The sequence below is a fragment of the Weissella halotolerans DSM 20190 genome, from assembly GCF_000420365.1.
GTDB lineage: Bacteria > Bacillota > Bacilli > Lactobacillales > Lactobacillaceae > Weissella > Weissella halotolerans.
On record NZ_ATUU01000002.1, the window covers coordinates 368,295 to 392,628 of the forward strand.

Genomic DNA, 24,334 nt, shown 5'->3' on the forward strand with positions numbered 1-24,334 from the left:
AACTAAGTGTAAAACATTCGCCTGGTAATTACTATGCAAAAAAGGAGACCCACTGATTTAATCAGTGGGTCTCCTTTTTAACCATTATTTTTTATTCGAGCGAAAGGTCCAACCAAACATAATGGCAAACCAAACCAAAGCTAATACAGCCGTTGCCTGGGTCTCCTTAGTGAAAAGCAAAATCATAAAAATACCTATTAAGAAGGTTAAGGTAAGATAATCTGTATAAGGAGCTCCTGGCATCAAATATTGGTGCTGTCCTTGTTTAAAATCATTAGACTTACGGTACATCAAATGGGCAATGATCAACACCGCATAAATAACCACAAAGGTCGCTGAAGCAACTGATGTGATGACCTCAAACGCACTAGCTGGTAATAAATAATTAATTACGACAGCCAGGCCAATGAATAAGGTTGAAAGAATAATAGCATTCATTGGTAAATTACGCTTATTAAGGCGCCCTAATGCATTTTGTTCTGAACGATCAGACGCGCTATTTAACGAAAATAGCATTCTACCTGTCGTAAACAAGGCACTATTTAATGAAGAGGCAGCTGCGGTCAACACAACAAAGTTAATAATCCCCGCAGCAGCCGTAATGCCGATACCAGCGAACACTTGCACAAAGGGAGATTGATGCGCACTATAATTAGTCCAAGGTTGAATACTCATAATTGCCATTAAAGCACCAACATAAAAAATTAAAATCCGCATAATAATGGAATTAATCGCTTTAGGAATCACCTTATCTGGGTCCTTAGCTTCTGCTGCAGTCATTCCAACAAACTCAATTCCTAAAAAGGCAAAAAAGACCATTTGAAAGGCTGACAGCAAATTATGCCCATGGTCAGCTACTAGTCCATACTGCCAAAGATTACTTAAAGAAGTTACCCCGGCTGATGTTTTGGTGTGCATTAAGATCATCACAATGCCTGTTACAATCATGGCCAAGATCGCAATTATTTTAATCATCGCAAACCAAAACTCAGTTTCGCCAAAGGCACCCACAGCAATCACGTTAATTGCAAAAAGAACACCTAAAAAGGCTAATTCCCAAATCCAAGCTGGTGTTTTAGGAAACCAAAACTTCATATAAGTTCCGATCGCTGTTAACTCAGCCATTGCAATGGTGATCCAACCCAACCAATAAGTCCAACCAATTACAAATCCCGTTCTTTGGCCTAAGTACTTTTCGATGAAAGCCACAAAGGTCGGTTCATCAGGATTTGTTAACAGTAGTTCTCCCAAGGCTCTCATCATCCAAAACATGAAGAGACCGGTGATAATGTAAATAAATAAAATTGCTGGACCGGCCGTACTAATCGACTTTCCAGCCCCCAGGAATAAACCAGTTCCAATGGTACCTCCCAGGGCAATCATCTCAACGTGTCGCCCACTTAAGCCCCGCTCCAAGTTCTGACTTGCTCCATCCTGCTGTGCTGACATATTCAGCCTCGCTTTCTGCTTCGTGTTTTATTTGGTGACTGCTTAAATTTATAAAGCAACCATAATATTTGTTTAGCTGCAATTATATAAAATCTTTCCTTGTCTTGGCAATTAGCCCCCTAAAAATCTCATGCTTTTTTAATAGTTGTAGATTAGTTACTGCCATTAAGCATTTTCCTATAACTCATTTTTTGCTATACTAACACCTAGGGTAAATGAATACACAAACTATACTTTTAAAAGGAGCTTTTATGATTGACATCAGCCATCTCACGAAACGCTTTAACGACAAAATCGCCTTAGATGATTTAACGATGACCTTAGCCCCAGGGGAAGTAATGGGCTTAATTGGTCAAAATGGTGCTGGAAAGACCACGACCTTCCGTATGATTTTAAATTTTATCCAACCAAGCTCCGGTACTATCAGTTGGGATCAAGCTCCAATCTCAACTACCAGGCGGACACAAATTGGCTTTTTACCAGAAGAACGCGGCCTTTATCAAAAACAGACTATTGAGCAGCAAGTACTCTACTTTGCCCAACTGCATGGCATGTCAAAATATGATGCCAAAAGAAAATTAACCGAATTAATGAAACGCTTAGCAGTAGTTGGGAAGGTAACTGATAAAGTGCAAACTTTATCTAAAGGAAACGCACAGAAGATTCAACTCATTTCTACAATTATCTTCGAACCAAACTTCCTGATTCTAGATGAGCCTTTTTCGGGCCTTGATCCCGTCAATACTGCCTTAATGATGCAAGAAATCAAGCGTTTACAAGACCAAGGTTCCATGATTCTTTTTAGTTCACACGATATGGCCGGTGTCGAACAATTATCAGACCAAATCACCATGCTTAAAGCCGGCCGTACAGTCTTGCAAGGCCGGCCGACCGATATTCGTGCCCAATTTGGTCGCACGGAACTTTATCTGGAAGCTCCTATCGAAACCGCCAGCTTAGCCAAAATTCCAGGCATACTCTCCATTGTGCCACGTGGCGCTGGCCGACAAATTCATTTAGCTGACGCCAAAGTTGGTGAGACCATTTTTAAATTGGCTACTGCCAAAGGTTACATCCCCGTCTTTGCCCAGGAGCCACCAACCTTAGATGCAATTTTCAGAGAAAAAGCTAGCACAAATAACCAAGGAGGTCTTTAAATGTTTTGGAAGCAACTTTGGCTGGTCATTCACCATACCTTCACCCAGCGCTTAAAAAGCGTTGGCTATTGGTCCCTTGTGTTAATGCCCGCCCTTTCAGTCCTAGCAGTAGCTGCAGTATTTTTTATCTTAAATATGGGCAACCAACAAAAGACACCAACCATGACTATTGTTAATCAACCAGCTCTGAGCCACTACCTAAAGGAACAAAAGCAACTCGACTTACACATCAAATCGAGTGACGACCTAACAGCAACTAAAAAATCCTTACACCAGGAAAAAATTGCCGCTTATTTAACAACCAACAAAGGCCGTTATCAACTAATAAAGGGGGCCAAAACCGAAGACCTTGATGATCAACATCTCAGAACCTTACTACAAGATTATACCTTTTTGCAGCGGGCTACAGCTTTACACTTATCTCCCCAGCAGGTAACTCATCTAACTGAACCCGTAACTATTGACACTCAAGTTTTAAATAATCAAGGTCAGGCGAAAAAGGATAATCAATCGGCAAACTATGCCTTAACCTCCGTTTTAGCTATTGTCATCTTTTTCTTCCTAACCTACTATGTTGGGCTAATTGCTAACGAAATTGCCAATGAAAAATCTTCCCGCATTATGGAAATTTTATTGGCTGCCAGCTCGCCAGCAGTGCAATTCTTCGGAAAATTAGGCGGAATTGGTTTGTTAGCCCTTCTGCACGCCAGTATTTATCTAATTCTTGGTAGCATAGCCTTTATGTGTTTCCCTAACAATGAGTTCTTAATTCGTGCAAAGAATCAATTTAGTAATCTTGATCCCACTTTTTTGATCTTCACCCTCCTAATGGTGCTTATTACCATTTTCCTTTATATGGTATTAACAGCGATTGTGGCAGCCATGGTAAACGATTTAAGCCAGGTGCAACAGGCCGTTACACCGGTTACGACCCTAGCCCTGGTGAGCTATGCTCTAACTTTCATGGTCAATGGACAGGCCCACAACGGTCTAATTACGGTACTCTCCTTTCTTCCTTTCGAAAGTCAATCCCTTATGCCGGCCCGCTTAGCCTTAAACTATGCTAGTCCGTTGCAAGCCTGGCTTTCCTTAGCCATTGCAGTTATCACCCTAGTCTTGCTTGCCTACTACGGACTACGCTTATATACACGAAACGTCTTAACCTACCAAGAAGGCAACTTAAGTAAAGCTGCCTTTGCAACCTTCTTAAATCTCTTCAAAAAAAATTAGGCACTGTCAATTTAATTAACGCTGCCGATTGTAAAAATAAAAAGCCCGCAAGCTTCAACACTTGCGGGCTTTTTGATTACCTTTATCTATTCCATAATTGATTTTTGTTTATGTGCTTGGCGTTCAACCTGCCAGATTTGATATGCGTAAATCACAATTGTGCGGACTACTGCATAAAAAGGAACGGCTAAAATCATTCCAGCAATCCCAGCAATATTACCAGCAGCTAACAAAATAACCAATATCGTTAGCGGATGAATATTTAAAGTAGAACCGATAATCTTAGGATATAAAATATTACCATCAATCTGCTGAACAATTAATACGACAATCGTCACCCACAGGGCTTGTAAAGGACTTTGGGTAAAGGCAACAAAGACAGCTGGTATGTAGCCAATATATGGCCCAACATAAGGAATTAAATTCGTCAGGCCAGCCACGAATCCTAATAAGAGAGCATAGTTTTGCCCAATCAACGTATAGCCAATCGTCGTACAAACCCCCACAAAGATCATCTCAATTGCCTGGCCACTAATATACTGGGACAAGGTTTTATTCAAACTACTAAGTAAGCCTGCAATATTATCCTGATTCTTATCCGAAAATAAGCGTTGTAAGAAGGGAGACAGCTTATTCCCATCTGACAACATATAGATGGTCATAATCGGAATCGTAATTGCTGACATGGTTACCGACGTTAACGTACCAACTACCGAGCCAAATCCGGTCGCTGTATTCATCACCATCGAACCGCCATACTTTTCAATCTGCTGTTGTAATTTATTAAAATCGATTTGACTACCGTATTCTTGCACCCAGCGTGACCGGCTAAGCTGTCGTAACCACTCCTGCGCATCCTGCACAAACTGTGGCGTACTAGCCATAATTTTAGCTAACTGATTCGCTAAATTAGGGAGCAGGGTTAGTAAGCCTACTGCAATAATCGATACGAAAAATATCATTACAATTGCAATACCAACGCCCCGGGGAAGATAACGATTACCCATATGGATTTTTTGTAAAAGTTCAACCAATGGATTCATCAAATAATATAAAAAACCAGATACCAGTAATGGTACAAAAACCGCTCCAATAAATTGTCCAATTGGATTCATGATAAAAGCTAGTTGCGATAATACCCACACTAATGCTGCTGCCGCTAGCAGTTCAATCGTCCAAAAAAAGATTCGTGACCCTTTTAACTGTTGCATGTACTTCCTCCAAGTTTCTCAATACAGTCATTATAGCATAGACAGGGCTCTAAAAAGGCTCTGCAAAGCCAAGTGAAACTTTTCACTTATTGATTAGGTTTAACTTAACTAGTTACAACTGTTATGCGAACAAGTTATTCACAAGTTTTCCACAGGCTTTTCCCACATGTAGATATTCCTTTTGCTCCCTCTTTCCTATGCTAAAAACAAAAAAATAGCCAAGTTCATCATGAACTTGGCTACCTACCTATTAAAATTTATAAACACAATGCCAATCCCAGCCCTAGCGCTAGGAAAATTGAAATAACAAGTGCATTACGGATTGCTTGAATAAAATTGTGTCCCTTGGCCGGATCCGCCTGGAAGCGTCCTGTGTTTTTATATACAATTGGTATAGATAGTAGAGCAATTAATGCCGGCCATGGGAGCACCCGCAGTAAGACCGCAATAATCAACAATCCATACCCCATAACATAAATCCAACCAAATAATTTCACTGCCCTTGCCTTTCCCAAATAGCTAGGTAAGGTGTGTCGACCTTCTGCTAAATCTTCTTCATAATCGCCAATGTTATTGGCCAACATAATATCGGCAATGGCAAACCAAGCCACAGCTGAAGCCAACATTGCCTTTAAAGCCATGGATAGGCTAAAAGAAGGCGCAACATTAACATAAACCCCAGCTAAGAAGATTAGATAACCCATGGTTAGTCCCGATGCTAGTTCACCAAAGGGCGTTCGTGATAAGGGCCAAGGCGTCCCAGCATACCAATAGGCAACTACAAAGCCAATTACCCCCATGATGAGTAAGGGCCAACCTGTTTGACTAACTAACCAAAGCCCTACACTACCAGCAAAAAATACCAAGATAAACAAAACAAGATAAGCTTGCCCTTCTGTAATCCCCGCGGATCCGATAATGTTATTAACCCCGTTTTTCCAATCATCACTTTGGGCATGCTTAAAGTCTTGTAAATTATTCCAAACATTCACCCCCATTTGTAAAGCAAAGGCGACAGTTGCAAAGGCCAATGCCAGTAGCCAATTAAACTGATGGTAACTGTTCAGGCTATATAAATTAGCCAAAATTAATGGAAGCAAACTTGCAACCAGAGATTGTATTTCAACAAACTTCAACAAACTTTTTACTGTCATTATTCACCTCTCACGTTATCTATCGTACTAAAGATCTATCATAGCAGTAAAAAAGAGCAAGGACATCAGCTGCCTTGCTCTTTTACAGAAGAATTTAATTTTCAAGCTTAGTCGTCAAATCTTTACCAAAGTATTGTTCAGATAATTTACGAAGGGTTCCTTGTTCTGCTAATTTTTGTTCAGCCTTAGAAATTGCTTTTGCTAAGGCTTTATCTTGTTTGTTCAACATAGGTGCCGCTCCCGTAGCATCAACATCCTTAGTTGGAATCGCCTTGAGATTAGTCTTAGGATGCTTCTTTACAAAGATACTCCAAGCATCATCAGCATTCAACATCACGTCAGCTTTACCAGCGCTAATCAAATCTAAACCTTCAGCAAAGCCAGGTGTACCAACAATTTTAGCTCCTGCCTTTTGTGCCGCCTTACCATAATTAGAAGATGTTGTTTGAGCTGCCCGCTTACCATTAATATCCTTAATGGTTTTAATCGTTGAATCCTTTCGAACAATCATAACTGATTGCGAGTAGAGATATTGGCTACCAAAAGTATAGTGCTCACGACGTTCTGGGGTTTCACCCATATCATTAAACACCACATCATACTTGTTAGCATCTAAACCAGCCACTAAGGAATCAAATTTTGTCTCAACAAAAACCGGCTTTAACTTTAATTCTTTGGCCACCGCCTTGGCTACGTCAACGTCATAACCAACTAATTTCCCCTGCTTATTCTTATACGAAAAGGGGGCATAATTACCTTCTAAACCAATTGTTAATTTACCAGGCGTCTTAAGTTCTTTAACATAGCCTGATCCTTTTGTTTTTTCACCATCCGTCTGATGATTAAACAAACTGATTCCCACACCAATAATGGCACCCGCTGCAACAACACCTAGTGCGCCTTTCATCCACTTGTTCATATTCACTATCACACTCCATTAATCTTTTTTAACTTAACGCTCTGCTACTCCTTAACCGCTAATCTCAGGCTAACAACTACAAGCCAGCCCCGTCGGGTAACATCGGTGCGCAAATTGTAAGTTCGTCATCATAACACAAAGCCCTCCAAAAATGGTCCAGATACATGAACAAACCATGGTTACTTACGTTTTGTTTGTATCTCCCAAAAATACGGTTTAAGCTTACCACAGCTATTAACAATTTAAAATACTTATTTTTTATCATTAAATTGTTATTTTCCCTTGCCTTTTACTAGGTAAAAAAATATAATTGTTAATAAATATACAAGGAAAAGAGCTTATCATGACCGAAAGTCGGCAGAATGTCAATTTACTTTGCTGTTCCCTAACGTGTTTAGTACGTTAGGCTATTTTGGTCTACTTTTAGTAATAAACGTATTAAACGCACATACCCTCCCCAGACAATGGATGGTTTGCGCGTTTTTTTATTTAACTATCTTAGAAAGGATTCTTTATGTGGAATTTTATCGCAACCTACGCCCCTCAGCTTATTATGGCCGGCATTAAATACACTATTCCCTTAGCCCTAATCTCATTTGTCATTGCTATGGTCATTGCTGCTTTTGTTGGCGTCATGCGTTCTTACCGCCCTCAAGTGGATGGTAGCAAGAAGATCTTATGGCGTCTTTTTCAAAGTTTATTAATTTTTTACGTCTGGATTTTTCGGTCAACCCCCATGCTTGTGCAGTTATTCGTTGCCTTTTATGGTCTACCTAAATTAGGAATTAGCTGGTTGCAACCGTCTGCTTGGACAGCTGCCATCTGGGTTCTATCGCTAAACACCGGAGCCTATGCTAGCGAAGCAATCCGGGCAGCTATTAGTTCCATCCCCGCTACCCAACGCGAAGCCGCACAGGCATTGGGAATGACTGATAGCCAAACCTTTGGTCTCATTATCGTACCCCAGGCTGCTCGAATTTCAATTCCCACACTAGCCAATTCCTTCATTTCACTAATTAAAGATACCTCTTTAGCCTCTGTGGTCACCATCGTCGAAATGTTCTACCTTTCACAGCAACTAGCTGCCGCAAACTTTGAACCCTTACAAATGTATTTGCTGGTAGCGGCTATCTACGCCCTCTTCGTTACAATTCTTTCCTTCCCCCAACGTTATATTCAACGCTGGGCCGACCGCTTTATTAAATAAGTGAGGTTCCAATTATGCTAAAACTTGAAAATGTTAACAAAACCTACAGTGAACACCAAGCTTTAAAGGATATTAACGTAACCTTTAATCCAAAGGAGACAACCGTTATTGTTGGTCCTTCCGGTTCAGGAAAATCCACCCTCTTACGGTCATTAAATTTACTGGAACGTCCCCAAACCGGCCTTTACACCATTGATGAACGAACCATTAACTTTGCTGAACACATCGATACCGCGACGACCCTTTGGGTACGACGCAAAACAGGTATGGTCTTCCAACAACCCGGTATGTTTAATCAACTGACCATTTTGGGCAATGTGATCGAGGCACCAATTCATGTCTTAAAGCAAAAAAAAGACGTTGCGATTACTGAAGCTCACCACTTACTTGAGGCAGTTGGAATCGGGGAAACTGCCGACCGTTATCCCTATCAACTTTCAGGAGGCCAAACCCAACGAGCTGCTATTGCACGTGCGTTGGCCATGCACCCTTCTTACCTACTACTTGATGAGCCAACCTCTGCACTCGATCCTGAGACCGAAGCCCAGATTCTTCGCATCCTCAAAAAAATGGCTGAACAAAATGAATCTATGATTATAGTTACGCATAATATGGACTTCGCCCGCTATGCAGCTGATCGTATTCTCTTTTTAGAAGATGGGCGAATTGATTTCGATGGTAGCCCCAACGACTTTTTTGAACATCCTAATGAACGAATCAAAAAATTCCTGAATGCCTTTAAATTCTAAATGTTCCACATGAAACAAAAAGCGGTTGGTATTAAAATACCAACCGCTTTTTAATTTGTTTCCCGATCTTTAGCCACATGTACGGCATGCTCCAAGGCCTCATTAAGAATATCCAACACATGGGGATCATTCAATTGGTAGTAAACTGCCTTTCCCTCACGGTGAGTCGAAATTAAATGGCCTGCTCGCAGTAAAGCTAGCTGATGTGATACCGCCGACTGCTCCATGTTTAGCCGCTCTACAATCTGACTCACATTCAGCGCTTCTTGTTCTAAGATATACAATATCTGTAAACGTGTGCCATTACTAAATAGTTTAAATATATCACGCGCCCCTGCTAAGTCTGCTTCTTTCAATAAGGATACTTTTTCACCCATACGAGCCCCTCTTCTACACTAGCTTTTCTTTATTTTAGCATAAATGTAAAGCCACCCTTGTCCCTAATAAACACATATGATACTATTTACACATGAAGAAACGTTCATATATTAATTGAGGGCTATAAACATGAAGCTTAAATCTAAATTGACTAGTTTATCTAGCGAACAAAAATCAACTTGTCTGGCCATTGTCCTTAGCATCACACTGGGCCTACTGGCATGGCAATTATCAAATTCTCCCTTGCAAACTTTCCTTTTCTTATGTGCTTACCTGATAGCCGGAGGTAAGGTCCTTATTTCAGCCTTTCGCCATTTAACGCAAGGTAAACTTTTTGACGAAAACTTCCTTATGACCTTAGCCACCCTTGGCGCTATCATCTTGGGCGAATACCCAGAAGCCATTGCCGTTATGGTTTTCTTCTCAATTGGTGAGGTCATAGAAGATATTGCCACGGACCACTCAAAACGTTCAATTAATCAACTCTTGTCAGAACAACCAGTGTTAGTTCATTGGTTGAAAGATGGTAACCAACAAGACGTCACACCTGAAGAAGTGGCAATTGGTAGTGTTATCCAAATTTTGCCAGGAGAAAAAATTCCCCTGGACGGTACCGTTATTAGTGGCGAATCTACTCTAAACAAAGCTGCACTAACGGGAGAATCTTTACCCGAATCAGTTCAAACCGGTGACCATATTTTAAGTGGTTCCCTTAATGGCCAAGGTCTACTCACCGTGCGGACATCAAAAACCTTTGAAAATTCAACCATGACTCAAATTCTCAAATTAATGACGGACAGCGCTCAACAAAAAGCCCCTACTGAAAAATTTATTAGTAAATTTGCTGCCTATTACACACCAATCATTGCTAGTATTGCGCTTTTGCTAGCCTTGATACCACCCATCTTCCTTGGTGGCGATTGGTCAACTTGGTTTGAGCGATCACTAGTCTTCTTAGTCATTTCCTGCCCTTGTGCCTTAGTATTATCCGTGCCCCTTGCTTATGTCGCTGGTTTAACTGCTGCTGCCAGGCACAAGATTATTATTAAGGGCGGAAATTATCTAGACGCCTTAAATCAGGTTAAAACAATGGCCTTTGATAAAACCGGTACCTTAACCAAGGGAACCTTTAAAGTGACGGCTGTTAATCCCGGCCCCAACTTTACTGCCCAAACGGTGTTAGCTATTGCCGCCGCTTGTGAAAGATATTCTACCCATCCCATTGCCCAATCAATTGTTGCAGCAGATAAAGGAACCCACAACCCTTACCAGGCTCGTTCAGTCACTGAATTAGCCGGGGTTGGCCTTACCGCTGTCGTGGATGAACATACAGTACAGATAGGTAACCAATCAGTTCTTACAAAGTTAAAGCATCCCGCTAACCTCCCTAAATTAAGGACAGGCACCCATGTTTTTGTCATCATCGACCAACATTATGCGGGCCAAATTATTGTTGCTGATACACTAAAAACAGATGCTAAAGCGTCTGTACAAGCCTTAAGAAAAACTGGTATTGACCGAACTATCTTATTGACTGGCGATAATGAAAAAACGGCAAAGGCAATTGGTGATCAACTGAAACTAGACCAAGTAGAAAGTAAGCTCTTGCCGGCCGATAAAGCAGCCTATATTAGACACTTGCAAGAGCAAGCCAAGCCTCAGGAACAGATTGGCTTCATTGGTGACGGCATCAATGATGCACCCGTGTTATTAACTGCTGATGTTGGTATCGCCATGGGGGCACTAGGTTCTGATGCAGCTTTAGAAGCCGCTGATATGATTATTACTGATGATCAATTGCATCACTTAGCACCGGTTATGCTGACCGCACAAAAAACACGCCGTATCGTCATAGAGAATATTAGTTTAGCCCTCATCGTTAAGGGTGTTGTATTACTACTGGGCGCTTTAGGCTTAGCCAATATGTGGGAAGCTGTTTTTGCTGATGTCGGCATCACATTAATTGCCGTTTTAAATGCCATGCGTTTGTTGAAAAAATAAAACCAAGACCCCAGTACTGGGGTCTTGGTTTTATTTTTATTAAGCTTCATCTGCTTGCATGATAAGCGGCTGTATTTCTAACCAGGCAGATTCAAACATTGTCTTATAAAGGTTGTCCATCCAAGTATTTACAAAAAAAGGATGGTAATAATAAGTGAACGTTTGCATAATGGTTAATCCGCGTCGATGACGGAAGGTCTTCCAAGCCATGATGGTTTCAACACTAGCCGCAAACTCCTCCATCCTTGCATCTAACAATACCCCACTGTTTTTTAACTGAGTACAATAAAAAGCAGTAATGGCCGGAGCTGCTAAAAATGCCTGCTTGCGCTGACTCGCCAACTGCCATAACCAATCATGTAAGGCTGACTGCCTTTCTTCTTCCGGAGCTCGCTGTGCCAATGCCAAAATTGGCTCATCAATCTTGTTTAGCCAGGCCTGCTGTGCCTGGCTAAACAAGGCATCTTTATCCTTAAAATGCTTGTATAGGGCAGCCGACGTAAGGCCCAACTTACGAGCCACATCAGCTAAACGTGCCTTCTCATAGCCCTTGTCTACTAGTACGGCTTGCGCTGCTAAAAAAATATCATCATTTGTCACTTTAGCCATCCACAACCTCCTGTCTAGCAACCTTCACCCTTATTTTAAGGTGAATTTTACAATGCCTTCCCAACGTGCTGTCTGCGGAAACATATCAATGGACTGAATATAATCAACTCGATAAACCTTAGCTAAATCAACTAAATCGCGTGCTAAAGTTGATGCATTACATGAAATGTAGACAAACTTTGCTGGCCGCGTCTTGACGATTAGCTTACGTAAACTAGTATCCAGACCCGTTCTAGGCGGATCAACAATTAATGCATCAGCTTGCCAGCCTTCTGCCTGCCAAGCGGGAATCAACTGCTCAGCCTGTCCCACGTAATAGTGCGCATTGGTAATGCCATTCGCCTGAGCATTCTCAATTGCGTCATCAATCGCTTCCGGTATCGTATCCATTCCGCGTACTTCGCCAGCTTGGCCAGCAACCGAAAGTCCCAAGGTACCAACACCCGAATAGGCATCAATTAAGTTATCCGCATGGGTTAAATCTAACGCCACCAATGCCTCTTGATATAAACGTTCTGTCTGCTTGGGATTTAGTTGGAAGAATGCTCGGGGAGAAAGTTTAAAGTGTTTACCATTAATTTCCTCGGTAATGTACTCCGCACCCCACAAAAGGCGTGTATCATCGCCCCAAATAAGCGATCCCGTCCCTGGATTGATATTTTGATGAATAGATACCACCTCAGGTAATCGTTCATGAATAGCCTTAAATAAGGTTCTTTCTTGTGGCAACTGATGACTATTCGTTACCAAAGTTAACTGCACATCCCCTGTAGATTCGGATACCCGTGCAATCAACGTTTTAATATCACCCTGATGTGTCTTTTCGTCAAATACAGGAATCCCTAACTGTGCAATAATGTCCCTCACTGTCCGTACTACATGCAAGGTGGCTGGGTGTTGCGTAGAGATTTTTGGTAGATCTACTAAGTGATGTGACTGTCGTCGATACATACCCACCGCTAACTTACCATTAACCTTACGGATTGGAAACTGAGCCTTATTACGGTAAGCCCGTGGCTCATCCATCCCCAAGGTTGGCTTCAATACATAATCTCGATAACCCGCTGGCCGGTATTTTTCTAAGGCCTGTCGAATAACATCTTGTTTAAAAACTAATTGAGCTGGGTAAGCTAAGTGCGCTAACTCTGCCCCACCAACAGATTGATCATCTTCTGGGGTTACCCGCTCGGGTGAAGCCTTTTTAATTTTTAGAAGGTTGGCCTCGATATAATGGTCAGCCACTTTTTTTACCCTGACCTCAACCACCTCACCAGGAAGTGCTCCAGGGATAAAGGTTATCTTTCTTTTATAATAACCAATGCCTTCACCATTAATACCAAGTCGCTTAATGGTAATCAGCAATTCATCATCTGGTTTAACCCTGGCTGTTCTTTTTGAATATTTACCTTGGTTGTGACCACTAGGTTTTGTTCTTACGTTTTTTGTCATTCGTTCTACAAACATCCTTTTCAAAAATATAATTAGTTTCATTCTAACACGCTGCCTTAACATTCACCTAAAGCCTCCTCCTGACACCAGCCGTGTCTAATATCTTTTTATTGGAAAAGCCCGGCAAGTTCCGTATAATAAAGACAATCATTTAAAAGGAGGCCCCCATGGCGAACACAAAAAAACACGATAGTATTCTTGTTCTAGACTTTGGTTCCCAGTATAACCAATTAATTTCACGTCGTATTCGCGAGCTAGGCGTTTATTCTGAGCTTAAATCACACAAATTGACGGCTGCAGAGATTAAGGAATTAAACCCCCAGGGCATTATTTTCTCAGGTGGTCCTAATTCAGTCTATGAAGAAGATGCTTTCACCATTGATCCTGATATATTCAAGCTGGGTATTCCCATCCTTGGTGTTTGCTATGGTATGCAACTAATGGCCCACATGCTCCCCGGGGGCAAGGTGGTCGCAGCCGAACACGCTGCTGAATATGGTGAAACTGAAATCACCATCGAAGATCCTAACACACTCTTATTTGCTGACACTCCTAAACAACAAGTTGTCTTGATGTCACACGGCGACTCTATTGAAAGCATTCCAGATGGTTTCACTGTTTCGGCAACCTCAGCCCACACCCCATTTGCAGCAATGGAAGATCGGCAACGGAATTTCTACGGCGTTCAATTCCATCCAGAAGTCCAGCATAGTGAATACGGTATGCAAATTCTAAAGAATTTCGTTGACCGGGCTGCACAAGTAAAACATGATTGGTCCATGGATGACTTCATCGATGAACAGATTGATGAAATTCGCCAACAAGTAGGTGATAAAAAGGTATTACTTGGCCTATCAGGTGGCGTAGATTCATCTGTTGTTGGAGTTCTCTTACAAAAAGCAATTGGCGATCAGCTAACTTGCATCTTTGTAGATCACGGTTTATTACGTAAAAATGAAGCCCAGGAAGTCATGGATTCCCTAGGTGGTAAATTCGGCCTACATATCATCAAAGTCGATGCTCAAAAACGTTTCCTAGATAAATTAGCTGGCGTTACTGACCCTGAACAAAAGCGTAAAATTATTGGTAATGAATTTATTCAAGTCTTTAACGAAGAGGCAACCAAGTTAAACGGTATCGACTATCTCGCTCAGGGCACACTTTACACCGATGTCATTGAATCAGGAACAGATACTGCCCAAACAATTAAATCCCATCATAATGTTGGGGGCCTACCTGAGGATATGCAATTTCAACTAATTGAGCCCTTAAACACACTCTTCAAGGATGAAGTGCGTGAGCTTGGCGAAAAGCTTGGCATCCCCCATCACTTAGTTTGGCGACAACCTTTCCCTGGGCCTGGTCTTGGTATCCGGGTTCTAGGTGATATTACGGAAGAGAAGTTAGAGATTGTTCGCGAATCTGATGCCATCCTACGCGATGAGATTGCTAAACACAACCTTGAAGACAATGTCTGGCAATACTTTACTGTTCTAACTGGTGTGCGTTCCGTCGGTGTCATGGGTGATTTGCGGACCTATGATTATACAATTGCCGTGCGGGCCATTACCTCTGTTGATGGCATGACAGCTGACTTTGCCAAGTTACCTTGGGATGTACTTGAAGAGATTTCCCGCCGAATTGTCAATGAAGTTGATCATATTAATCGCGTCGTCTACGATATTACCGCTAAGCCACCAGCAACCGTTGAATGGGAATAATGTATCACCAAAAACTACTTATCTTACTTTTAAATTAGTATATTTTTCCATTCTAAAAAGCCTGAAAGCTCTCCAGCTTTCAGGCTTTTTATTTATATCATGGCAAAACTCAGTTTCACATGAAACATAAACAAATTAACTTATAGTACAATGAAGGAAGAAATACCTTAATCAGAACTAGGAGTTCGTATGCGTAAACCAAATTCACCTTATAATTTTCAACGAACCGACGTCGCTGAACCAACTGATAAACTCGTTTCTGCTGGCCAAAAATTAGCTAAACACATTAAGCATGATGATATCGCTTATTTTGAACCTATCAAGCGTCCAGTTGAGCCCATTTTAAACATCCGTAACTCGCTATTAGTTCCAGAACTATTAACCATCAAGCGCCAACGCATGTCTGAATCAGCCTTTGCCTTTTTTCGTGGAACCGTCGATTTAATGAACCATGATCTTGCTAAGCTTAAGACGAGTGGGGTCAAAGTTCTACTAGACGGAGATGCCCATCTAGGAAATTTTGGTTTTTACGGTTCTCCTGAAGGACAATTACTCTTTGATATGAACGACTTTGATGAAGCACGGATTGGTCATTGGGAAACTGACTTGCGTCGGTTTTTGGTTAGTTGCCTCTTAGTGGCCGAACAGCACGCCTTCGATAAAAAGGACGTCGACCATTTTCTAGCAAATGCAATCGATACCTACGCCAATTCGCTCAGTCACATGAACGCCCTATCTCCTCTGGTTAAATTCACCTTACCCAGCACCCTGGAAAATATCATTCAAATTTTCGGGCAATTAGACGGAACCCCCGACCACTTTGAAACGTCCTTTGACAAACTCATTCGAAAAAGCATCAAAAAGGCCCTGCGCAGTGACTCAAATTTTGCTGTAAAAAAATATACCGAAATTAACAATGCTGGTCGGCGCCAATTCAAGGAAAACGCCCCTATTACGACCCACATTTCACATACAGACTACCAGCAATTAGTCGCTGGCTATTTAACGTACCGGGCCCATACCCGGTGTGATGCTCAACTTTTTTTAGAAGATTTTCACATCGTCGATATTGTTCGACACACAGTAGGTGTAGGCAGTGTTGGCACTCTATGCTATTTGATGTTATTAGAAGACGCTGATAACAACTATCTTGTTCTTCAAATTAAACAGGCTTTACCAATTTACCAAGGAGCCGAGATCTACAAAAGCCACCATCATACCCAGGGACAAAATATCGTTGACAGTCAACTAATTTTGCAAAGTGCCTCTGACCCCTTCCTAGGCTACCTTGATACAGATTACGGAAGCTTTTACGTACGTCAATTCAAAGATATGAAAGGATCCATCAATCTTGATAAATTAGATTGGTCAGCCTATAAAGACTATGTCCTGGTCTGCATCACCTTAATGGCCCGTGCTCACAGTCAATCTCCTAATTCACCTATGATTGTCGGCTTTTTAGGTGCTAAAGGTTGGTTACCAGAAGCTTTCATAACTTTTTCACGCAACTATCTAAAGCAAGTACACTACGACTATCAAACATTTATGCATGAGGATTAAATTATGATGCAAAGAGCAGAAGAACATTTTTATAATCGTGACCTAAGTTGGCTTTTATTCAACCGGCGGGTCATTAGTCTATCAACGGACCCTACTGTACCTTTGTTAGAACGCCTAAAATTTATTGCAATCGCAGCCAATAATTTAGATGAATTTTTTAATGTACGGGTCCCTAGTATCCAAAGTCTGATTACCCTAGGTCAAAATGGGCGTGATCCAAAATCTGGCCTAACACCCCAAGCTTTATTGGCTGCTATTCATGACCGGAATTTAAAAAATATTAGTCTTCAATATGACAGTCTCAGCCACTTATTAGAAATTCTAAGTGACCAACATGTCTTTACCTTAACCCATTATAATCAATTAACCCAAAGGCAGCGTATGACTTTAGCTACCTACTTTACGCAACGGGTTACGCCCTTTATTACCGTAATCCCCTTTAACCCAGAACATCCTTTTCCAAAATTCAAAGATGGCTCCATGACGATCGGTGTTACCATTCATCAACAGGGTCAGACACGTAACTACCTGATACCAGTCCCTGCCAAATTAAAACGACTGGTCAAAGTTCCAGCCGACCAACACAAAAAAACTTACTTGTTATTAGAAGACTTAATGGTCCATGAGCTAGCAGTCCTTTTCCCAAACGCTAGCATTCGCAACGCCTTTGTTTTTCGAATCACTCGTGATAAAGATATTGATATGGATGTTGAAAAGGATGAGACTGCTGGTACTGTCGCCAAGATGGAACAATACTTAATTGCTCGCGAAAAAGGCCACGCTACCCGGTTAGAAGTTGATGTAGCTAACAATGAACCAGACGCCGCCTTTTTAGAAGCGCTTATCACCAAAATTCAACTCCCAAGAACTGGCTATGACCCCATTCCTGGTCCACTGGACCTAACTTTCCTTTTCCAACTCTGTAAAAAGTTTGGCAAAAAGCATCCCCACTTGCTCTATCCCCCCTTTGTGGGTCGCACCTGGCCAAAGGATGCCTCCATGCTATCTTACTTAGAAAAACAAGATTTACTTTTACAATATCCCTATGATGCCTTCAGTCAGTTTCTCCATTTCTTAGAAGAGGCAATCAACGACCCCGAAGTCATTGCCATTAAACAGACAATCTACCGGGTTGCCGAACAATCACAAGTCATTGCGCTCCTTAAAAAAGCAGCTAAACGTGGTATCAAGGTCTCTGTATTGATTGAACTACGGGCCCGTTTTGATGAAGAACATAATTTAGAACTGGTCGATGAACTTGAGGATGCTGGCTGCACAGTCTACTTCGGCAAGGAACATATGAAGGTCCATAGCAAGACCTGCCTAATCCTCAAAAAAGCTGGAGCCGCTACCAAAGGTTTCGTCCATATTGGAACCGGTAATTATAATGAGCAAAGTGCCCAACAGTTTGTGGATCTTAATCTATTTTCTAGTCGTTCCGAGTATGTAAACGATCTGGAAGCCTTTTTCCATTATCTTGAAACACCAGATGCCCAACCCCCTACCTATGAAGTTGTTACTGCCTCACCACACCGGATTGAGGATATGGTCATTCAAAATATCCAACATGTTACAGACCGATTCTTAGCTACTGGCCAAGGGCGTATCTTTTTAAAAACGAATGCCATTACTGATAAAGAAGTCATTGATGCCATTTACGCTGCAGCTAAACTAGGCGTGCCCTTCCGTTTAGTTGATCGTGGTGCTTGTTGTCTGAAACTAGGCGTGTGTGGTGATAAAGAAGATATCGTTGTTTCAAGTATCGTTGGCGAACTTCTGGAACACAGTCGTATTTATGCCTTCTTCACAGATGAAGAACCTAGCCTATGGATTTCCTCAGCCGATTTAATGACCCGCAACATGGATAATCGCGTTGAATTAGCAGCCCCCATCCTTGATGCAAAGCTTAAGCAGGAACTTTTAACCATCATTGAGCTTTATGCCCAAGATGACGTCGATGGCTTCTTTTTAAACAAAGATGGTCGCTATTTTAAAAGTGAGCATCCGCTTGGTCAGTCGGCACAGCAGACGTTTATCCAAATGATCGATCATCAACCAAAAACATCCGAACTTAACCAAGCAGTTAGTTTGTCCAGAACTAAGCTCCAGCCTTGGTTTACCCGGGACAAAATCTACCAGGGCATTATTATCACCTTGCTAGCAATTATCCTTTGGCTTGTCTACTATCATAGCTAACGAAAAAGGTTCGCACCCATTGGGTACGAACCTTTTTGTTTCATGTAAAACATTTCAACTAAGCATTCTCATAACCCAGTCAGCACCATACATGACTGCCATACTATAAGCAAAGACCGTCGCTGGTTTACATAGAATGATAATCCAGGTAAATTCTCGCCAAGACATATCACTTAAACTCGTTAGCAAAACCAGTGCATCATCAGGGGCAAGAGGCATTAAGATCAGCAAGGCAAATGTTGTTCGCCAGCCCTTACCATCTAATCGCCTAATGTATTTATTAATCGTCTTTTCTGATACAAAAGCATCAACAATTCTACGCCCATAACGTCTGCCTAGGCCAAATAAGATCAGTGATCCGATAACAATCCCTAGATAATTGTAAACAAAGCCCCATAAAGGGCCAAAGATATAAGCACCTGCCGGTAACGTGATTCCCCCCGGAATGATAGGAATAACAACTTGTACAATTTGAATGATAACAAAAATAGTGGGTGCCCAAACACCATATCCTTTCACTAATCTTATCAAAGCGTCTCCGTCAGTGAAAATTCCTTTACTATATAGATCATATACAAGCCACCCGGTGAAAATTAGGCCCAAATATGAAATTGACTGAATTAGCCATTTAGTATATTTTGTTTGCATAGTACCCCCCATTACCACAACTACCCGCTACTTTAATGCATGTAGTTTCTCATTATGCCAAGGACTTAATAGAGAAAGCTTAAAACAAGACGCCCCCGATGATAATCACCTATGATTTCATTATACTTACTGTTAAAATTAGATTAGTTGGATTAAAACATATTAGTCTAAGAGGAGGGTCAGTAATCTGATGATCAACGAACACGATGGCCAGCGTACACTGACCCACTTGGAAATGTTATTCTATTTCATTGCCGGTTTATGTATTAATGCGACTGGAAATGGACTTACAGTCGCAACTAACCTAGGCTCCGCTCCTTGGACGGCTGCCGCCGCTAACCTATCGGCAGCTACTCACTTACCGATTGATCTCTTTTTATTTAGCTTTGGCTTTGGGGCGGCTATCCTCGTAATCTTAATGGTTGGTAAGGTACAAATGAGCCGCTTTATTAAAAATATGATTTTTGTTTTCCTTTTTAGTGTCTTAGTTGGCTTTACCACCCGCATTTTTATTCACTTAGGGGTAACTGAACATATCCCCTACTTTGTGCGGCTGCTGCTCGATTTCATTGGAATTAGCATGATTGCCACTGGTATCTCAATCACGCAGCGCCTGGCCGTTGTTCTCCACCCCTTAGATGACTGGACAAATGTTATGCGTTTCAAGTATTTTCATGGAAATGTCGTCATCGCTCAAACGTTAAACTTTGCCATCCCTATTTTAATATCTTTAACCGTTTGGCTAATAAGTGGCAAACTGGTAGCCATTAACATTGGTACCATCTTTTCTTTTCTCTGTCAGGGGTATATCATATCTCAGGCAGACCAACATATCTTCCCTAAATTGGTCCACAAAACAAAATAATTAACTTGAGAGGTCTTCCTCTCTTTTTTATTGAAGGAGTTAACACCATGAAAACTTATGCCATTGTAGGTAACCAATACGAAGGTGTTTACACCAAACCCTGGTCACAGGTTCAAAAATTCACCCAAACAAAACCTGCGCCTAAATACAAAGGCTTTACTAGCCAAGCTGCAGCCGAAAAATGGTTTGCAGAACAAACCGGTGCTGGCACTAACCAAGCTCACCACTATGAAACCATCTATAATGGCCATATTCAACCATTAAGAGACCACTACTACCTATTCACAGATGGTGGTAGTCGCAATACCGGTAATCACCGAGGCAGCCACGTTCAAGCTTCTGATCTGGCTGCTTGGGCCATCGCATTGTTTAAAGGAACTGATATGCAAACGCCAACCTACACAGCAAAAAAGGCATACCACGGTCGCACAAACAATGACATGGAGCTAGCAGCCCTTATCATGGCCTTGAACGTCGCCCAGGATTTGTCCCAGCCCGTAACCATTGTCAGTGACTCTAAATACGTTTTAGACACTGTAACGGATTGGATGTACAGTTGGCAGGCCAATGGTTGGCAAAAGGCAAGCGGCCCGATTGCTAACCTGGCGGGCTGGCAGACGGTTTTTGAACTCATGCAATCCTTACAAGAAAAGGTCAGCTTTATTTGGGTAAAGGGCCACGCAACCAGTAGGGGTAATCAACTAGTTGATCAATTACTCAACCAAGCCATGGATAATCTGGATTAAAAGACAATCATCTGTATCAGGCAAATCCTATCTAAGACAGTCACCTGATCGCATATACCTTACGAGTTAGACTGTCTTTTTTTATATGGTTAAGTCATGTAACATCCGCTACAAATCCTTACCTTTAGCGTTTGAACTTTTATCACAATCAAAAAAGGATACTTCCTTTTGCTTTTGCTCATTTTTTCACACTAATTTTCAAGCCTTGTTAAAGGTGCGCCAAATCAACAGGTGTAACACGAACAACTTTATTCCGACTTTGTGAAATCTTTTTTACCCACCAAAAAAACCCTTAGCAACAAATGTTGCTAAGGGCTTTTGTTAACCTTATCCAATAATAATTTCTTCTGTAGGATAGCGGTAATGAGTTGGACGGTCACGAATATTTAAGACTGAAAACATGACTGTATACAAGCCGACTCGGCCAATAAACATCACCAACATAATGATGACTTTCCCAACTGCAGATAGATGGGGAGTAAGACCTAGTGAGAAACCGGTAGTAGAAAAAGCAGAGATTACTTCAAAGGTTATATATTCTAAACCATACCCTTTAGGAACAGTTTCCGTAATGCTTAATATCAATGACACAAACAGGACAAAGGCAATCGAAATCACTGCTAACATCATCGCTTTAATGATATTAGATTGACTAATCTGTCGATCGCCGAAATTCACCTGTTCTTGCCCTCTAAGCGCTGCCATGGATTGCAACCATAATATACCTAGGGTAGTCGTTTTAATTCCCCCAGAGGTCGATCCTGGCGTTCCACCGACAAACATAAGGGTCATCACAATAATTAGCCCGCCCGCTGATAAGGAAGACATTGGAATAACTTCAAGCCCAGCCGTTCGGGGCACAATCGCTAAAAATAAATTATCAATTATGCGGTGGAAAACATCTAAACTGCTCATACCGGCCAAAAACTTTTCGGTCAACATAAAGCCAAAAAAGCCACCTGCTATTAACCACCCGGAGGTTGCTAATGCCATTCGCGTATGCAAACTTAGCCGTCGGTGGCGTGATTTCCAAGATAATAAATCACGCCAGACCAAAAAGCCTAAGGAACCGGCCGAGATTAAGAACATCAACACCAGCAAGACATAAGGATCACCCTTAAATTGAGACATTGGAGCCGAAAAGAAAGTAAATCCTGCATTTCCAAATGCCGAAATTGAATGGGCCAAACTATAATATAAACCTTGTGCCCAACCAAAACGGGGGACAAAATCTACCGCTAGTAAAACCATACCAATCAGCTGAATAATGGCTGATAGCGAAAAGACGTAAGTCAGCATAGTACGCACATCACTCAAATTCTGCAAATTTAAAGCCTGTTGAGCCAATAAACGTGCCTTCAAATCTAAACGCTGCTTGGTCAAGGTTAGTAAAAGTACCGCAAAGGTCATAAAACCTAACGCGCCAATTTCTATCATTACTAAGATAACCACTTGTCCAAACAATGACCAAGTAGTAGCAGTATTAACCACTGTGAGTCCGGTAATCGCGGTCGCTGATACCGCAGTAAACAAGGCATCTAAATAACTTACGTGTTGGCCTGGACTTTGTGCAAGTGGCAGGGTCAACAAGAAAGCCCCTACAATAATAATTAACAGAAAGCCCATCGTCAAAATTTGCGGTGGGGTTAAACGATCCATCACTTTATTCATAATTAAATTACTCCCAACATTCCTCACCATTATACAAAAGTTTTGCACATAACCAAGCACATTTAGTGGAAAAATATTTTTCTTTTACCACATTCTGTGGATAACCTGTGTACAAGTACGCTATTTTTCCAAAGAAACCGTGATTTAAAGGGGAAAACCACGGTGTGGATAACTTGTTTAAAACCGCTTATCTAATGCAAACTGGGAATAGAAGGCTATTTTAGCGCCATTCTAGCTTGGGGAAAATCAACTAAAAGAAATCCTAGGTCATATTAAACGAATACCCTAGTTAATCATTCAGCCATTTAGTCATTTAATGAATAAAAACCTTCTGAAAGGGGAACTTTGATATTAAAAGACGAACAATAATCGGACAAAGCAGTCATATTCTATGTGTTAGGTTTAACTAGACAATTAAAGCGACCTTTTCTTGTGCACAAATAGAAAATTTCTCTCGGCGAGCCCTCCCTGTCACAGCCTTAAAAAACCCATAAACAGGGCCTTAAAACACTTTTCCACAGGAGTAATGAACAGCTGTGCATAAGTTAGCTATTCATACATATGCGAACACGCTAAACTCTGCTATAATAGGCTTTGTTCTTAGTTGTCTCCCGTGGATGTTCGTGTGTAAAACCTGTGTATATATAGTTTTTTTTACAGTTATCCACAATTACTTAAAAGACTAAAAATGTTGTTATAAAGTATAAAAAAAGGTTAAGGTAATGAAAGTCACAATTATTTGCGTTGGTAAACTAAAAGAAAAATATTTAAAGGCGGCCATTGCAGAATATGCAAAACGGCTCCAAAAATTCTGTACCTTTTCAATTATTGAAGTCCCGGATGAAAAGGCACCCGAAAATCTTTCCGCCGCTCAGATGGATCAAGTTATGGCTAAAGAAGGGGAGCGAATTCTAAGTAAAATTAAGGACCGCGATTATGTGCTCGCCTTAGCCATTCAGGGTAAGGAATGATCCAGTGAAGAGTTAGCGGCCGAAATAGAAAAACTCACCTTGAATGGTCATTCATCGCTCGATTTTATTATTGGTGGCTCTTTAGGTTTAAGCCCAGCGGTTATGGAACGTGCTGATACCACGATTAGTTTTGGTCGCTTTACCCTGCCACATCAATTAATGCGCCTGGTCTTAACTGAGCAAATTTATCGGTCATTCATGATTAATAGTGGTTCTCCTTATCATAAATAAGCTTTTTGGCAATAAAAAAGCACGGTCTTACCAAGAAAGTAGGACCACGCTTTTATCATATACTGTCACAGGGACAACTTAATGGTGAATTGGCTAAATTTTTGCCGTTTTCACCATGTTTATCAGGTTTGCTTATGTTTAATATAAAGCATTTTGCCTAGTACAATCGATACAGTTGTCACAAAATGCTAAAAAGATAACCTTTCTGCTTT

At 41.3% G+C, this 24,334-nt stretch carries 19 protein-coding genes and 1 pseudogene; 11 read left to right on the top strand and 9 right to left on the bottom strand.

What is annotated here, in order from left to right; translation table 11 throughout:
• Nucleotides 1–84: 84 nt before the first annotated feature.
• Nucleotides 85–1,449, bottom strand: a complete 1,365-nt coding sequence (locus G414_RS0104490) for an amino acid permease (RefSeq protein ID WP_022791661.1) — start codon at nt 1,447–1,449, stop codon at nt 85–87.
• A 251-nt stretch (nt 1,450–1,700) separates the two neighbouring features.
• Here G414_RS0104490 and G414_RS0104495 point away from each other — a divergent pair, with 251 nt between their 5' ends.
• A complete protein-coding gene (locus tag G414_RS0104495) occupies nt 1,701–2,606 on the top strand; it encodes an ABC transporter ATP-binding protein (RefSeq protein ID WP_022791662.1) in 906 nt (301 codons plus the stop codon).
• Nucleotides 2,607–3,836, top strand: coding sequence for an ABC transporter permease (locus G414_RS0104500; protein WP_022791663.1), 1,230 nt, complete (start codon nt 2,607–2,609; stop codon nt 3,834–3,836).
• 86 nt (nt 3,837–3,922) lie between these two features.
• On the opposite strand, the gene G414_RS0104505 is transcribed toward G414_RS0104500, so the two are convergent.
• From G414_RS0104505 to G414_RS0104515, 3 genes are all read right to left on the bottom strand, one after another.
• A complete protein-coding gene (locus tag G414_RS0104505; protein WP_022791664.1) occupies nt 3,923–5,047 on the bottom strand; it encodes an AI-2E family transporter in 1,125 nt (374 codons plus the stop codon).
• Between the two features lie 257 nt (nt 5,048–5,304).
• On the bottom strand, nt 5,305–6,201 hold the full coding sequence (locus tag G414_RS0104510; RefSeq protein WP_022791665.1) for a prenyltransferase: 897 nt from the start codon (nt 6,199–6,201) through the stop codon (nt 5,305–5,307).
• 94 nt (nt 6,202–6,295) lie between these two features.
• A complete protein-coding gene (locus G414_RS0104515) occupies nt 6,296–7,120 on the bottom strand; it encodes a transporter substrate-binding domain-containing protein (RefSeq protein WP_022791666.1) in 825 nt (274 codons plus the stop codon).
• A gap of 514 nt (nt 7,121–7,634) precedes the next feature.
• Here G414_RS0104515 and G414_RS0104520 point away from each other — a divergent pair.
• Together G414_RS0104520 and G414_RS0104525 are read left to right on the top strand one after the other, a co-directional pair.
• Nucleotides 7,635–8,327 carry an amino acid ABC transporter permease gene (locus tag G414_RS0104520; RefSeq protein ID WP_022791667.1) on the top strand — a complete coding sequence of 231 codons (693 nt, stop codon included), beginning with the start codon at nt 7,635–7,637 and terminating at the stop codon, nt 8,325–8,327.
• A gap of 14 nt (nt 8,328–8,341) precedes the next feature.
• A complete protein-coding gene (locus G414_RS0104525; protein ID WP_022791668.1) occupies nt 8,342–9,076 on the top strand; it encodes an amino acid ABC transporter ATP-binding protein in 735 nt (244 codons plus the stop codon).
• Nucleotides 9,077–9,126: 50 nt separating this feature from the next.
• On the opposite strand, the gene G414_RS0104530 is transcribed toward G414_RS0104525, so the two are convergent.
• A complete protein-coding gene (locus G414_RS0104530) occupies nt 9,127–9,453 on the bottom strand; it encodes an ArsR/SmtB family transcription factor (protein ID WP_022791669.1) in 327 nt (108 codons plus the stop codon).
• A 130-nt stretch (nt 9,454–9,583) separates the two neighbouring features.
• On the opposite strand from G414_RS0104530, the gene G414_RS0104535 reads away from it, so the two are divergent.
• Nucleotides 9,584–11,455 (top strand): heavy metal translocating P-type ATPase, encoded by a 1,872-nt coding sequence (locus tag G414_RS0104535; RefSeq protein WP_022791670.1) that lies wholly within the window; start codon nt 9,584–9,586, stop codon nt 11,453–11,455.
• Between the two features lie 39 nt (nt 11,456–11,494).
• Here G414_RS0104535 and G414_RS0104540 read toward each other — a convergent pair whose 3' ends face one another.
• Nucleotides 11,495–12,064 (bottom strand): TetR/AcrR family transcriptional regulator, encoded by a 570-nt coding sequence (locus G414_RS0104540; protein ID WP_022791671.1) that lies wholly within the window; start codon nt 12,062–12,064, stop codon nt 11,495–11,497.
• 30 nt (nt 12,065–12,094) lie between these two features.
• Nucleotides 12,095–13,513: a 23S rRNA (uracil(1939)-C(5))-methyltransferase RlmD gene (gene rlmD, locus G414_RS07290; RefSeq protein WP_236695790.1), complete on the bottom strand. Its 1,419-nt coding sequence runs from the start codon at nt 13,511–13,513 to the stop codon at nt 12,095–12,097.
• Nucleotides 13,514–13,680: 167 nt separating this feature from the next.
• Here rlmD and guaA point away from each other — a divergent pair, with 167 nt between their 5' ends.
• From guaA to ppk1, 3 genes are all read left to right on the top strand, one after another.
• Complete coding sequence (gene guaA, locus G414_RS0104550; RefSeq protein WP_022791673.1) at nt 13,681–15,234, top strand: glutamine-hydrolyzing GMP synthase; 1,554 nt, start codon at nt 13,681–13,683, stop codon at nt 15,232–15,234.
• A 189-nt stretch (nt 15,235–15,423) separates the two neighbouring features.
• Complete coding sequence (locus G414_RS0104555; RefSeq protein ID WP_022791674.1) at nt 15,424–16,794, top strand: DUF2252 domain-containing protein; 1,371 nt, start codon at nt 15,424–15,426, stop codon at nt 16,792–16,794.
• 3 nt (nt 16,795–16,797) lie between these two features.
• A complete protein-coding gene (gene ppk1, locus G414_RS07295; protein ID WP_022791675.1) occupies nt 16,798–18,990 on the top strand; it encodes a polyphosphate kinase 1 in 2,193 nt (730 codons plus the stop codon).
• A gap of 54 nt (nt 18,991–19,044) precedes the next feature.
• Here the strand turns inward: ppk1 and G414_RS0104565 are convergent, their stop codons facing one another.
• Complete coding sequence (locus tag G414_RS0104565; protein WP_022791676.1) at nt 19,045–19,638, bottom strand: TVP38/TMEM64 family protein; 594 nt, start codon at nt 19,636–19,638, stop codon at nt 19,045–19,047.
• 190 nt (nt 19,639–19,828) lie between these two features.
• Between G414_RS0104565 and G414_RS0104570 the strand changes: the two genes are divergently transcribed.
• Together G414_RS0104570 and G414_RS0104575 are read left to right on the top strand one after the other, a co-directional pair.
• Entirely contained in the window at nt 19,829–20,503 is a 675-nt protein-coding gene (locus G414_RS0104570) for a DUF6198 family protein (protein ID WP_022791677.1), read from the top strand.
• Between the two features lie 47 nt (nt 20,504–20,550).
• Nucleotides 20,551–21,249: a ribonuclease H family protein gene (locus tag G414_RS0104575; RefSeq protein ID WP_022791678.1), complete on the top strand. Its 699-nt coding sequence runs from the start codon at nt 20,551–20,553 to the stop codon at nt 21,247–21,249.
• A 327-nt stretch (nt 21,250–21,576) separates the two neighbouring features.
• Here the strand turns inward: G414_RS0104575 and G414_RS0104580 are convergent, their stop codons facing one another.
• A complete protein-coding gene (locus G414_RS0104580) occupies nt 21,577–22,920 on the bottom strand; it encodes a TrkH family potassium uptake protein (protein WP_022791679.1) in 1,344 nt (447 codons plus the stop codon).
• A gap of 722 nt (nt 22,921–23,642) precedes the next feature.
• Here G414_RS0104580 and rlmH point away from each other — a divergent pair.
• A pseudogene (gene rlmH, locus G414_RS07300) lies at nt 23,643–24,122 on the top strand (23S rRNA (pseudouridine(1915)-N(3))-methyltransferase RlmH).
• Nucleotides 24,123–24,334: the final 212 nt, after the last annotated feature.